This window comes from Acinetobacter geminorum (assembly GCF_013009345.1).
In the GTDB taxonomy this organism is placed as follows: Bacteria; Pseudomonadota; Gammaproteobacteria; order Pseudomonadales; family Moraxellaceae; genus Acinetobacter; species Acinetobacter geminorum.
Genome location: NZ_JABELE010000023.1, coordinates 1 through 12,904 on the forward strand (window position 1 = coordinate 1; position 12,904 = coordinate 12,904).

At 38.4% G+C, this 12,904-nt stretch carries 11 protein-coding genes and 2 pseudogenes; 8 read left to right on the forward strand and 5 right to left on the reverse strand.

All coding sequences use genetic code 11. The annotated features are described in order from the left end of the window. Both HJG58_RS16920 and HJG58_RS16925 read right to left on the reverse strand, forming a co-directional pair. Window positions 1-3,476: ESPR-type extended signal peptide-containing protein (locus HJG58_RS16920; protein WP_268915868.1), on the reverse strand; the 3,476-nt coding region annotated here is incomplete at its 3' end. A 294-nt stretch (window positions 3,477-3,770) separates the two neighbouring features. Further along, window positions 3,771-4,432, reverse strand: a pseudogene (locus HJG58_RS16925) (IS5 family transposase); the annotation flags it as partial. Window positions 4,433-5,093: 661 nt separating this feature from the next. On the opposite strand from HJG58_RS16925, the gene HJG58_RS16930 reads away from it, so the two are divergent. Further along, window positions 5,094-5,621 carry a plasmid pRiA4b ORF-3 family protein gene (locus HJG58_RS16930; RefSeq protein ID WP_000537572.1) on the forward strand — a complete coding sequence of 176 codons (528 nt, stop codon included), beginning with the start codon at window positions 5,094-5,096 and terminating at the stop codon, window positions 5,619-5,621. A gap of 180 nt (window positions 5,622-5,801) precedes the next feature. Then, a complete protein-coding gene (locus HJG58_RS16935) occupies window positions 5,802-6,413 on the forward strand; it encodes a recombinase family protein (RefSeq protein ID WP_004740252.1) in 612 nt (203 codons plus the stop codon). A 128-nt stretch (window positions 6,414-6,541) separates the two neighbouring features. On the opposite strand, the gene HJG58_RS16940 is transcribed toward HJG58_RS16935, so the two are convergent. Further along, complete coding sequence (locus HJG58_RS16940) at window positions 6,542-7,582, reverse strand: hypothetical protein (RefSeq protein WP_071211299.1); 1,041 nt, start codon at window positions 7,580-7,582, stop codon at window positions 6,542-6,544. Window positions 7,583-7,674: 92 nt separating this feature from the next. Continuing rightward, the gene (locus HJG58_RS16945; protein WP_071211298.1) at window positions 7,675-8,313 is read right to left on the reverse strand and encodes a Shedu anti-phage system protein SduA domain-containing protein; all 639 of its coding nucleotides are present in this window, start codon (window positions 8,311-8,313) and stop codon (window positions 7,675-7,677) included. A 205-nt stretch (window positions 8,314-8,518) separates the two neighbouring features. Between HJG58_RS16945 and HJG58_RS16950 the strand changes: the two genes are divergently transcribed. The 4 genes from HJG58_RS16950 (at window position 8,519) to HJG58_RS16965 (ending at window position 10,497) form a co-directional block, all read left to right on the forward strand. Beyond that, window positions 8,519-8,764: a type II toxin-antitoxin system RelB/DinJ family antitoxin gene (locus tag HJG58_RS16950; RefSeq protein WP_000246756.1), complete on the forward strand. Its 246-nt coding sequence runs from the start codon at window positions 8,519-8,521 to the stop codon at window positions 8,762-8,764. Further along, window positions 8,754-9,047, forward strand: a complete 294-nt coding sequence (locus tag HJG58_RS16955) for a type II toxin-antitoxin system RelE family toxin (RefSeq protein WP_038349496.1) — start codon at window positions 8,754-8,756, stop codon at window positions 9,045-9,047. Before HJG58_RS16950 ends, HJG58_RS16955 begins: the two co-directional genes overlap by 11 nt. Before the next feature lie 798 nt (window positions 9,048-9,845). Beyond that, entirely contained in the window at window positions 9,846-10,202 is a 357-nt protein-coding gene (locus HJG58_RS16960; protein ID WP_004668307.1) for a type II toxin-antitoxin system RelE/ParE family toxin, read from the forward strand. Then, on the forward strand, window positions 10,195-10,497 hold the full coding sequence (locus HJG58_RS16965; protein ID WP_001140620.1) for a helix-turn-helix domain-containing protein: 303 nt from the start codon (window positions 10,195-10,197) through the stop codon (window positions 10,495-10,497). Before HJG58_RS16960 ends, HJG58_RS16965 begins: the two co-directional genes overlap by 8 nt. A 26-nt stretch (window positions 10,498-10,523) precedes the next feature. Here HJG58_RS16965 and HJG58_RS16970 read toward each other — a convergent pair. Next, a pseudogene (locus HJG58_RS16970) lies at window positions 10,524-10,697 on the reverse strand (IS6 family transposase); the annotation flags it as partial. A gap of 171 nt (window positions 10,698-10,868) precedes the next feature. Between HJG58_RS16970 and HJG58_RS16975 the strand changes: the two are divergent. Both HJG58_RS16975 and HJG58_RS16980 read left to right on the forward strand, forming a co-directional pair. Continuing rightward, the gene (locus HJG58_RS16975) at window positions 10,869-11,447 is read left to right on the forward strand and encodes a LexA family protein (protein ID WP_068520013.1); all 579 of its coding nucleotides are present in this window, start codon (window positions 10,869-10,871) and stop codon (window positions 11,445-11,447) included. A 15-nt stretch (window positions 11,448-11,462) separates the two neighbouring features. Further along, entirely contained in the window at window positions 11,463-12,767 is a 1,305-nt protein-coding gene (locus tag HJG58_RS16980; protein ID WP_068558395.1) for a Y-family DNA polymerase, read from the forward strand. The last annotated feature ends 137 nt before the right edge of the window (window positions 12,768-12,904 follow it).

Here is a 12,904-nt window from a genome sequence, read left to right on the forward strand (position 1 = left end):
CCCGCTTTGATTGCACCTGCATTGGCACCATTGCTTGCCAAGTTCCAGCCTTTGTCTAATTCACTGATCGCAGCACCTACGTTGTTCACGTCTGTGCCATTCACGCTATAGGTCGGTGCTGTCACTGCGCCTGTCGTACTGTTGTATGTTGCACCACCACCTAAGTTGTTGGCCGTGCTGTTGCCCAATGCATCAGTTTTGCCATCCGCTGCTGCTGTTACTGCATCCAATTGGCCTTTGTTCACCGCTTGGTCTGCTGTGGTCGCATCTGCAACATTGCTGATGTTGGTGTTTGCTGCATCAATGCCCGCTGTCGTGATGCTTGGCCCACCTGTAATCACTAAGCCACTGTTGTCGAGCTTACTGTTACCTGTGGTCACGCTGTCAAGGTCAAGGTCACGGCTTAAGCTGTATTGAATTGTGTTGCCACTCTTCGCAACTTGTAAATTCGTTTCGCCTGCTGCTGTACCGATATCTACCGTATCGCCCGCTTTGATTGCACCTGCATTGGCACCATTGCTTGCCAAGTTCCAGCCTTTGTCTAATTCACTGATCGCAGCACCTACGTTGTTCACGTCTGTGCCATTCACGCTATAGGTCGGTGCTGTCACTGCGCCTGTCGTACTGTTGTATGTTGCACCACCACCTAAGTTGTTGGCCGTGCTGTTGCCCAATGCATCAGTTTTGCCATCCGCTGCTGCTGTTACTGCATCCAATTGGCCTTTGTTCACCGCTTGGTCTGCTGTGGTCGCATCTGCAACATTGCTGATGTTGGTGTTTGCTGCATCAATACCCGCTGTCGTGATGCTTGGCCCACCTGTGATGGTTAAGCCATTGTTGTCTAATTTGCTGTTGCCTGTGGTCACGCTATCAAGAACGATATCGGATGCTAAACTAAGCTGTACACCATCTGCAGTTGTTACACTATTAACGTTGCTGTCACCTTTAACATTAATCGTTTCACCCAACGCATAGTTGTTTGATGTAGTACCATCGCCAAAATTAATACCTTTCTGAGCTTCACTTAAAGCAGTGTTAGCAGTACTTTGTGCTGCATTTGCAGAAGTCTGTGCATTATTAGCATTAGTTAAAGCAGTATTCGCTGTGTTTTGTGCTGTAGTTACGTTGTTGTTGGTCGTGGTTAATTGACTAAAATTAACCGCATCACCAGGTGCTGTACCTGCAGCAAGATTGGTAATTTTTTGGTTATTTAAATTTGCTCCACCATTTAAATTACTCACGCCTGTAACACTTAATGTGCCACCAGTTGCAAGATTTCCAGCTGTCACCGTACCAGCAAAAGTTGGTGCATCAACTACGTTATACTTATACGTATTTGTTGCTGCATCATAAGTTGCTGTTGTATTGGTGCCATTCGCAAAATTAACAGTTTCCCCTAATTTTACGTTATCACCAGCACCACCATTTACGCTGAAATTCAAACCCTTTTGAGCTTCTGTCAGTGCATTATTAGCATTAGTTAAAGCAGTATTCGCTGTGTTTTGTGCTGTAGTTACGTTGTTGTTGGTCGTGGTTAATTGACTAAAATTAACCGCATCACCAGGTGCTGTACCTGCAGCAAGATTGGTAATTTTTTGGTTATTTAAATTTGCTCCACCATTTAAATTACTCACGCCTGTAACACTTAATGTGCCACCAGTTGCAAGATTTCCAGCTGTCACCGTGCCAGCAAAAGTTGGCGCATCAACCACGTTATATTTATAAGTATTTGTTGCAGCATCATAAGTTGCAGTTGTATTAGTTCCATCTGCTAGGGTGATGGTTTCACCTAAACTAACTTTATCTGTAGCACCAGCATTTGCTCTAAAATTCAAACCTTTTTGTGCTTCAGTTAAAGCATTGTTAGCTGTACTTTGCGCTGCATTTGCAGAAGTCTGTGCATTATTAGCATTAGTTAAAGCAGTATTCGCTGTATTTTGTGCTGTAGTTACGTTGTTGTTAGTTGTGGTTAATTGGCTAAAATTAACCGCATCACCAGGTGCGGTACCTGCAGCAAGATTAGTAATTTTTTGGTTATTTAAGTTTGCCCCACCATTTAAATTACTCACGCCTGTAACACTTAATGTGCCACCAGTTGCAAGATTTCCAGCAGTTACAGTACCAGAAAATGTAGGGGCATCTGCAATTTGGATATCAACTGTATTTCCCGTAATGACAGTTTTGACATTTGCGTTTGAACCAGTACCTGCAAGACCACCAGTAATATTTAATGTTGATCCAAGTTTATTAGTTGAACTACCTGCATTAGCATTAAATATTATTGCTTTATTTACCGCTGTATCTAAACCAGAAAGTGCAGCACCAACATTATTTACATTACCCGTTTTTGTTCCTGCATTTGGATCGGTAGTGACATTATAGTTCGGTACTGTATACGCATTTGTGGCTGGATCATAGGCTGCTCCACCACCCAAAGCAGTTGCTAATCGGCTATGTGCGTCATCATAAGCCTTGTCTAATTGCGCTACATTCACGGCATCAGTAAGGGCGGCACCATCAGCGACATTCTGAATGCGTCGAGTTGCGCTAGTCGTACCAACTGAAACTACGCCATTCGTAGCAGAAGGTGCGACATTCGTTAGAAAAGAATTACCCGCCTGTGCAGTTGTAGTGGAACCCGCACCTAATGCAACGGAGTTAAGAACATTGGCATTTGCATTTTTACCTATAGCAACGGTGTTATTAGCAGAAGTAGCACTTGTTGTTCCTAGTGCAATACTATCAACTGTATTAGCTGCAACTTTAGCATCTACACCAAAAGCTATAGATCTATCTGCACCAGTTGCAGTTTGAGAGCCCGCCATTAATGCCGCACTATAAGCCGCCTTAGCATCAGGCCCTTGTTGATTGTATATTGTGCCATTTATAGCTGTACCATCGCCACTCGATCCTAACGCCAAAGATCCTTGTCCGTCAGCGATTGGGCTTTTATGGATAGTAGATAAACCACTACCTATTGCCACACCACCTTTACCATTCGATGTAGTAGGGTTTACATTAAAACTAGAACCAATAACTACTGATTGAGTGGCAGTTGTTGAAGCAATGACATCATTACCAACTACTGTTGATTGCGCACCTAAAGCTGCAATATTTGCACCTATAGCTAAAGACTCAACTGCAGGAGCACAAGCAATACTGTTTTCATTTGCAATAGCAATTCCTGCACCCTCCGCCCCTGATCCGGCTGATGTACGCGTACAGTTTGCAAAGGTTGATCCTCCTCCCGCTTCATAACCAGCAAATGCAAAATTTGCAGTAAAGACTGTAAAAATTGCAAGAGATAGAATTTTGTAGTTAAAAACTGAGCTTAATGAAACATCTTCTAGTTGTTGATTTTGTAAACAAGAAGCTTCGACACTACAACGACTTTTTGTTTTTCCTTTGGCTAACTCAGAAACCGCTACCCAAATACCCAAAGATGCATTCCATACAACCTTATAAACCTTATTCATAATAATTTCCAAATGCAGAAAAGAAGTTAGAACTTGTAGCCTTATGTATACAAGTCGGTTTACCAAGTAAAAAAATGTAATTTATTAGACCTCTTGCGAAAGTATCGTTTTACCTAATTTTTGAATTGGCTAAAACCTTATAAAATGTAGCTTTGGGCTGTTTAAATTTTGACTAACGCAAGAAGTTTATTATAGAGTAAAATAAAGTTTTTCTTGTGAGAAGTAAATCACACTTTGACCCGGCTTTGTTGCACAAAGGCTTGAAATGCACAGCTGCCCCTAAGTGATCCAAATTTAAGTGGCAACTTGGGTATGAGGTTGACCTAATTCTGTAAATTTCTTTAAGACTGCCACACGTGCATGAATCTCGTTGACTTGATTGTTAAATTTTTAGCGCTGAGTTTCTCCCCTAATAATTTGATGCAATGCATCTTGGTTTCCACCAAACTTCGCCGATGATAGCCTGACCATTTTTTCCATAGTGTTCTGCCTAAACGTTTAACTGTTCGAAGTAATTCATTTCGCTCCTGAGAATGTGATTTTGTATCTTTCCAAGGTCTTGCATTTTTTCTAGGAGGAATCACTGCATGTGCTTGTCGATCTGCAATGACTTGACGGCATCTTTTTGTGTCATAAGCTCCATCGGTATAAACAGATTCTATTTGCTCATCCAATAGAATCTGATCAAGTAAATCACTAAGTACTTGTGAATCGCTGACATTATTTGTGGTGAGTTGTACTGCACGTATTTGAAGGGTTTCAGCATCTATAGCAATATGAAGCTTATGCCATTGGCGACGATATTCAGGCTGATGTTTCTTGCGTTTCCATTCGCCTTCGCCTAAAAACTTTAAGCTAGTTGAGTCGACCAATAGATGTAGTCCCTCATGACTTTTTTGATAGCTTATCGCAATATCAATATGCTTTTGTCGTCTACAGAGGGTGGAGTAATCCGGTCAGTGGAATAACTGAAAACAATTAATGGGTATATAAGGCTGCTGGAACAGGTAACAGCCGCGGTGACTTTGGTGGTGGTGTCTCTTTTGGTTTCCAATGGAAATAAGAGATTGGATCTTATAGTAGTTTAATATTTATAAAACTACTGAAACTCATTTTTACAAAGTGATGATTTTCATCAGCACCATTAAAATTGGACTTTCTTAAGTCCAACTTTAATGGTGCTTTTTTAATCAAAAAGGTTAATGGAATACTGTGTTATAAAAACTTAAATAAGGATTTATATTTTATAACTTTTTGAAAAGCAAAAGCTCCAAAGTTCGCATCCATTCGGGATGCTCTGTACCTACCGTTTAAAATCGAAAGGGAGCTTGTAGTCAGAGAAAAGGCAGGGGCGAAATTTTAATGCCAGGTGGTCGCTCGTAGACACTCGCCGGCTCTTACTGGAATGATTAAAATATCTAATCAAAACCGTGGAACATTGATTAAAGAATATTCGTGGAACATGAAAAATCATAAAAAAAGCCCAAACGGGCTCGATTGGGCTATAAACTAGAAACTACAGCATTGATTTCTAATGAAAATTATAACACGTTTCGTATAAGGTGTATTATGTTAATTTTAGATTTACTAAAACTATTTTTTGAGAACTAGGCTGTTATGGGAACTGTAAAGCTCAAATCTTCTGATGAAGTTTTTCAATTAAAAATTAGTCTGCTAGGTAGTGATCCTGAAATCTGGAGAACTATTCAAATTTCATCGGCAGCTACTTTATCTAGGCTCCATAAGGCAATTCAATCTGCTTTTGATTGGGAAGATAGCCATTTACATGAATTCACGACTATTAAGCATGAAAAGATCAATAAAAGACAAAAATTGAAAGAAGTTCTACGTGTAGGTAAAAAAATTATATATACATATGATTTTGGCGATTGTTGGGAACATTTGATTACTGTAGAAAGCAGACAATCTCCTGATTTAAATAAAAAATATCCATGTTGTATAGATGGTCAAAATCATGCTCCATTTGAAGATATTGGAGGAATTTTTGGATATCTTGATATTTTAGATGCATTACAAGACCCCAAACATCCAAGATATGACGATTACATGCAAATTATCGAGGATGAAATAGGAGAGATAGAGTTTGATCCGACCTACTTTAATTCACATGATATTAAGTTTTAAACCTGATTTAACATAAGGGCTGTTATACGAATTCCCAAGGCATGGCTTTTAGTCATGCTTTTTTTATCAAAAGACTATAGCTGAATGATAGCAAGCCAAATCGCATACAATATCTATCATTAGACTTAATGCAATAATTAAATGATATTGTTATCATTAATCTAATAGAATTAAGATTAAATGATAGAAATGAATACACGTATTTATCTACGAGCTTCAACTAAAGATCAAGATGCAGAAAGGGCTTTGCAGATTCTTCAGGATCTAAACCAAAACTTGAATTTGGGTGAAACCATTGTGTACGTGGAAAACTATAGTGGTACGAAGTTAGACCGACCTGAATTGAATAAGCTGCTGTCAGAAGCAAATCAAGGTGACACCTTGTTAGTTGAAAGTATTGACCGCTTATCACGCCTAACCCAACGAGATTTTCAAGAGCTGAAGCGCAGGATCCAGGAGAAGGGACTTCGTTTAGTCGTAGCGGATCTTCCTACTACCTACCAAATGATTCAAACCAGTGACAGCATTACTCATTCAATCCTGGAACTCATCAACAATATGTTGATTGATCTCCTGGCAACAATGGCTCGCCTAGACAATGAGAAACGTATAGAACGTATTAAGCAGGGCCTGGCACGTTCGGGTTACAAGCCAACAGGTAAGAAAGCCAATGAGGCTAAGCACAAACGAATAAAAGAATTGCTAGCAGCTGGCAATATGACTAAGGAAGAAATTGCCAAAGCAGTGAATTGTGGAGTTGCAACTGTCTATCGAGTTGCTAAAGTTATCTAAAAGCGGACATTTTTACTTTGGAGAAACCGGACATTTCTATTTTGGAGTTACAAAGATTGCTTCACATAAGAGATTTTATGTTAAATAAATGGCTCCATTAGGAGCCAAAGTGGAGGTTTCCTGTTAATTCAGCACACATCACTACGATGTTTGGAAAGCATTAGAGATGCTGTAGATGGTTCTATCTCCATTTTTGTTAACTCTTGTGCTAATGCAAAACCATCGGTTCTAAACTTTCCAAGAGTTTCCTGTAGCTCACTAATATTATCAGTTTGTATAACCATACGTAATATGGTGCCTTTTAATCTGACTTTATGATCTTTTTTTTCGTCTTTAATCCATTGGAGACCATGTTTACCACTGGCAATAAAAAAATCTCCCCCCATTCCAGCTATACGATGAGTCATATACAAACCGAATCCACTATTTTTCCAAAAGTCGTCTGATTTCCTTTTTTGCTTTTTGCCATATGCAACTTTACTAGAAATACTTGGCAACAATGCAAAATTTAAAGCGTCTTTATCAGTTCCTATATCTGGTAATGTACTGTTTTCATTTAAAGAATTTCGAATACCTTGACCTCTATCAAGAACCACAATTTCAGCTTTTCTTAGATATGGCCAATATTGAGCGCAAAAAGTAATTTTTGGGGCCTTTGAATGTTCAACAACATTTCTAATGATTTCTCTGAAACAAAAAGTTAATGTGTCTACTAGAGTAGTATCTTTCTGAGAGGTAAGTAATTTTGCTAATCTTTCACTATAATTTTCAACAATTTGACCAACTTGCTCGTACGTGTCTCTTGCTTCTTGTCGTAAATTTTCTACATCAACAATGGTGATAGGTATATGGGATGCTTCTTTGGTTGGAAATTCCTCTCTAGGTGGTTTTCCAATATCAAAACCACAATTTTGAAAAAGTCCCATGTGCTTAGCATAACTAATGCCTTCATTATCATGGTAAATACAAGAAAGCTCTATATCTCTAAGTCTTGAAAAAGTTTTAACAAAATTTGAAAAATAGACTATCCCGAAAGGTTCAATAGTTCCTAATTTCCTAAAATCGAGTTCAATTTTTTTAGTGCCTTCAACGATCATATCTCTTATATTTTCACAATAAGATAGTGATGTATCAAACGTTAAACTTAAAATTTCTAAAGTAGTTTTCAAATTAACCCCCCAAAAAAAGAACTAATATTATCATTAAATTAAAATCTATTTTTTATTACAGCCATATGTTCAATAGCTTTGCTCCAGAGCTATTAGGGTAATATTTTTCTCCATGTCATTATGTAGGAATATTCTTCCCAATAGGCTTGAAGTTTACTAGCATTTAATACAAGAGGGTTTTCTTGAAAGCTCCAATAGTGATCTGGAATTTTTTCATAATTTTCGATAGCTCTATCAAAAATATTCATAGATCGAATTTCGATACTATTATGATTTTCAAAAGCTCTCCATAAGCTAGCCTCTCTAGCCTCCCAATCACTTTTTTCACCAATTACTAGGATATATCTGAACTTCCTTACCGCACCAAAAATTCTTCTTTTTTCAGCGGGATTAAACTCAAAATATCTTTGCCAACTTTTTACTTGTTCGATTCCGTGATTTAACTCTGCACTTGGTTCCCTGTTTTGATTAAAAAGTCTTGCACAAGGTTTTTCAATTTCAACTAATACCCATTCAGGACCATCTGAATTATCATTTAGCCAACAAAAATCACATCTAAAATTATTACCAAAACTAACTTCTGAAAAAATGGGCTGTATCCCAAAATGTCTTGAGAATAATTCAGAGAAAAGAAAGCTATTTTCTTTTAGTAATTGTAGAAGTTGTCTTTCAGAAGAATTAGATCTAGCCGTTTTTAGCTGTTCTCTTACTTTTTCTATATCAAAACCCATTATTCATCCGCATAGTTATTAAAATGCAAAATCATACTTCATTGAACCTAAATTTTGCTTAATGAAGTGAAGGTGTTTCTTTTGTGTATAAAAAAATTATTTTTAAAGTTTTCCTAAAATTAACATAATGGCGGTTATACGAAGTCGACTTGTAATGCAATTTGCATTACAGTACTCCTAGTACATTAAATAACTGGGAGATATGATGGCTACTGTTAACTTCAGGGTCGATGAAGCCCTTAAAGAAAAATCCTATTCCATCCTTAAAGAACAAGGTATTGCACCTACAGATTTCTTTACTAGTATTCTTGAGTATGTTGCTACGACTGGGAAACTACCTGTCAAAAAAGCTTTGCTTTCAGAAGAAGACGAAGAATTATTAGCTCTTGTCCGTAAGCGCATTAATGACCCTAAAGAGATGTTTGAGGAAGTCACATTAGATGACTTATAAGCTTTTACGTCACAAGGACTTTACAGCAGAATGGGAAAGACTCCCTGTTGCTATACGAGATCAATTTAAGAAGAAACTAGCCAAAGTCATAGAGCAGCCACATATTCCAAAGAATATGCTTAGAGGCGATCTTGCAGGTTGCTATAAAATTAAATTATTAAAAGCTGGTGTCAGACTTGTCTATCAAGTTAAAGATGATCAGGTAGTTATCTTGCTCATCACAGTCGGGAAACGAGCTGATAGCATAGTTTATGACGAAGCTAAAAAGCGCATTAAAGACTAAAAATGGGAGCTTATAGCTCCCATTTTTGCATTCGTATAACGTGTATTATGTTAATTTTAGAGAAATTTAAAACTCAACATAATTAATTAGGATTTAAGTATGTATTCAATTTCATGGACATTCATAGTCATTTTTTTTTCGGCATTGCTTTTGATCATTTCTAAACGAGATTTCAGACATAAAAAGATGATTCAATATTTTGCTGTATTTACGATCTTTTTTATACCTACTTTAGCAATTTTAGGTTATTTTGATTAAGCCATTTAACATAATGGAGCTTATACGAAATCACTTCTAAAAAATTATTGTTTTTCAATTATTTAAAAAAATAGTCATGACTAAAAAATAGGTGAAAAGCCGACTCCGAAACAAGTCGGCTGCTTTTTAAGCAATTTTGTCACTTTTAGCCAATAAAATTGATTAAAAAATGCTCAAAATTTCAATTTTTCCTGATTTCTAAAGGCCTTCATTTCTGAAATTATCCCCATTTCCTGCGGACAAATATTGGGATAATTTGAGGATATCTGCATGTACGTTTTGGCGTACAGCCATTCAAGAAAATTGCTAATAGGCAGACACCACCAGATTGCATATCATGGCTTCATTGAGAACAGGATGTTCCAGATTAAAATAAGAAGATCAGCGACAGGACGCGAGGGATGACAGGAGTTGCCCCTAGTACCAAATACGAAAAACCCCGACAGGATGTCGGGGTTTTTTATTGCCTATCCTTTCTCATTTGCAAAACAAACATAATGCCCCTAAAATATAGACTATAATCTATATTTTGGTTGTGGTATGTGGACAGTCATTACGACAGATCTATTTAATCAGTGGCTTGAACAGCAAGATGAACCTACACAAGAGAAGGTCCTAGCTGCCCTGGTTGTTCTACAGCAGCAGGGACCGAGTTTAGGCCGTCCTTTAGTAGATACTGTGTATGAGTCTAAATTTACCAATATGAAAGAACTGCGTGTTCAACATCGCGGTAGACCCTTAAGAGCTTTCTTCGCATTTGATCCCTTACGACAGGCTATTGTTCTATGTATTGCTGATAAAGGCGGTAAAAAGCGTTTTTATAAAGACATGCTGGATATTGCAGATGAACAATACCAACTTCATCTCACTACCCTAGGAGATAAATCTAATGGCTAAGACTCTGCAAGAATTGTTAGCTAGCCGCTCTCCAGAGAGCCAAGCCCGTATTCAAAAAATGGCTGATGAATTACTGCTAGAAAATCAGCTTCATCTTATTCGTGAAGAACTCGAAATTTCTCAAAAAGAGCTTGCTGAAACTTTGGGAATAAAACAGCCATCGCTTTCAGCAATAGAAAATCGTGGCAATGATCTTAAGATTTCAACCATGAAAAAGTATGTTGAGGCAATGGGTGGGAAGCTCCGTATTGATGTAGAGCTTCCAACAGGAAAACATATAGGATTCAACGTTTAACAATAAAAATGGGAGCTATAGGCTCCCATTTTTATTGTTAAACGTTGAACCCAACGGTAAATATTCGTGTGATCAACATTCGCACCCCGTTCGGCCAGCATTTCCTGCAGTTCACGATAGCTAATGCCATATTTACAATACCAGCGCACAGCCCAAAGAATGATTTCGCCCTGAAAATGCCGACCATGGAAAGGATTCATATGCTGCACATTTAGCTAAAACAGTCTTCAGCTTACCATTCGTGGTTATTTGCAACAGTGCCTTAAAAAAGCCTGTCATTAACGTCTCACCATTTATCGAAATATTCTTGAATCTGTAATACATTCAGTCATATATTTGATTACGTCACAAAATCAAAAAGTAGATGAGTCATGAGCAATAGTCGTGGCGGAAGCCGAGATGGTTCCGGTAGAAAGTTTAAATACAATGAGCCTACGAAAACGGTAAGAGTACCTGTATCCAAAATTATAGAGATCAAGAATTATCTCAATGAAGTAGAGAAGCAAAGGTTCAATGAAGTTGCATCCATCACGCTGATTGATGCGACTACTCAGATGAGAATCCCTTTGGCTTCAGAGAAAGTCGCTGCTGGTTTCCCTTCGCCAGCTCAGGACTACATCGACAAAACATTAGACATGAATGAACACCTCATCAAAAATGAAGCTGCAACATTCGTTGTAAAGGTTGCTTCACTTTCGATGAGAGATGCAGGCATTGAGATTGATGATGAACTGATTGTAGACCGGAGCATTGAAGCCAAGCATGAAGACATCGTAATTGCGCTGATCGACAATGAGTTCACTGTAAAACGTCTCATGATTGAAGGTGATGATAATCGTTGGCTTAAAGCAGAGAACCCTGAGTATTCCGACATTCATCTGAAGGATGGTCAGGAAATGGTGATTTGGGGTGTAGTGACTTTTGTCATCAAGCCTTTCAGAAAGCGTTAATACTTTATTGGTTTCATGCTCATGCAAGCAGCTCACCATAATATCTACGCTTTAGTAGACATCAACAACTGCTATGTCAGTTGTGAACGCATCTTTAACCCAAGCTTGAACAATAAGCCTGTCATTGTGCTATCGAACAATGATGGCTGTGCTGTAGCACGGTCTCAGGAAGCCAAGGACTTGGGCATCAAGATGGGTGTTCCTCTCTTCCAGATCAAGGACATCGTAGAGCAGCATCAGGTACAAGTGCTATCGAGCAACTATGCACTGTATGCAGAGATGTCCCGCAGATTGATGAAAGTCCTGTCTGACTTTGTGTCTCCTAAAGAGCAGGAGATTTACTCTATTGATGAATGCTTTCTGGATCTGACGGCTCATGCAGAGAATTATGATCTAACCGATTATGCTCAACAGATTCGTCAACGTATCTTTTCTTGGCTTGGTTTACCTGTATGTATTGGCATTGGGCGCTCAAAGACTGAAGCGAAACTGGCGAACCATATTGCCAAGAAGAACAGCTATTTCAATGGCGTATGTAACTTGGTTTCAATGGATCACTGCTCTGCTGAAACACTGTACCAATCCATTGAGGTAAGTGAGATTTGGGGTGTAGGACGTAAACATTCGAAGAAGCTCAACAGTATGGGCATCCATTCTGTCATGGATTTTGTCATGGCTTATCCTCTGATGATCAGGGACCAATTCTCTATCGTAATGCATCGAACTTTATTAGAGCTTCATGGAACCGCTTGCATTGAACTGGAACATACGCCACCTGCAAAGAAGCAAATCATTGCTAGTCGCTCTTTTGGGCAGAGGATCTACCACATAGATGATCTAAAAGAAGCTATGACCCTGTATGTACAAGATGCTGTAAGTAGACTGAGAGACGATGAGCTATTGTGTGGCTGTCTTATTAGTTTCGTGCAATCAAATCCATTTGATGTCTCTAAGCCTTTCTACAATAAGTCTCTATCGCTACCTTTACCAGAACCTACTGACAACCTGTTGGTGCTCTCTAAACTCGCTACAGCGATGATTGATGGCCTGTATGCCAAGGACATTGCCTTCAAGAAATGTGGCGTGATTCTGACGTGTCTCGAACCAAAGGCAAGCCATGTGTATGACATGTTTACCGACATGAAGCACATCGAAGTTAGCAATGCCTTGATGGATTCTATGGAAAGTATTCATAGCAAATTTGGTAAAAGTAAACTTGCCTTAGGTGCTAGCATGTTGCCGGACAGAGCATGGAATATGTCACGAGATCGGCTAACACAGAACTACTTTAAATGGGATCAACTGCTTTGTGTAAAGTAATTTTCCTCCCTATAAAGTGATTTCGTTTTAGTTTCATAATAGTTTTTTATTGATTGCAAAATAATTGTAATTTACAACTACCTAATCGAAGATTATCGGCACTGTTGCAAATAACCACGAATGGTAAGCTGAAGACT

Bases quoted from the DNA above. Each gene is read 5' to 3' on its own strand.
- HJG58_RS16930 (WP_000537572.1), top strand. From the start codon at position 5,094: ATGGGAACTGTAAAGCTCAAATCTTCTGATGAAGTTTTTCAATTAAAA.
- HJG58_RS16935 (WP_004740252.1), top strand. From the start codon at position 5,802: ATGATAGAAATGAATACACGTATTTATCTACGAGCTTCAACTAAAGAT.
- HJG58_RS16945 (WP_071211298.1), bottom strand. From the start codon at position 8,313: ATGGGTTTTGATATAGAAAAAGTAAGAGAACAGCTAAAAACGGCTAGA.
- HJG58_RS16950 (WP_000246756.1), top strand. From the start codon at position 8,519: ATGGCTACTGTTAACTTCAGGGTCGATGAAGCCCTTAAAGAAAAATCC.
- HJG58_RS16955 (WP_038349496.1), top strand. From the start codon at position 8,754: ATGACTTATAAGCTTTTACGTCACAAGGACTTTACAGCAGAATGGGAA.
- HJG58_RS16960 (WP_004668307.1), top strand. From the start codon at position 9,846: ATGTGGACAGTCATTACGACAGATCTATTTAATCAGTGGCTTGAACAG.
- HJG58_RS16965 (WP_001140620.1), top strand. From the start codon at position 10,195: ATGGCTAAGACTCTGCAAGAATTGTTAGCTAGCCGCTCTCCAGAGAGC.
- HJG58_RS16975 (WP_068520013.1), top strand. From the start codon at position 10,869: ATGAGCAATAGTCGTGGCGGAAGCCGAGATGGTTCCGGTAGAAAGTTT.
- HJG58_RS16980 (WP_068558395.1), top strand. From the start codon at position 11,463: ATGCTCATGCAAGCAGCTCACCATAATATCTACGCTTTAGTAGACATC.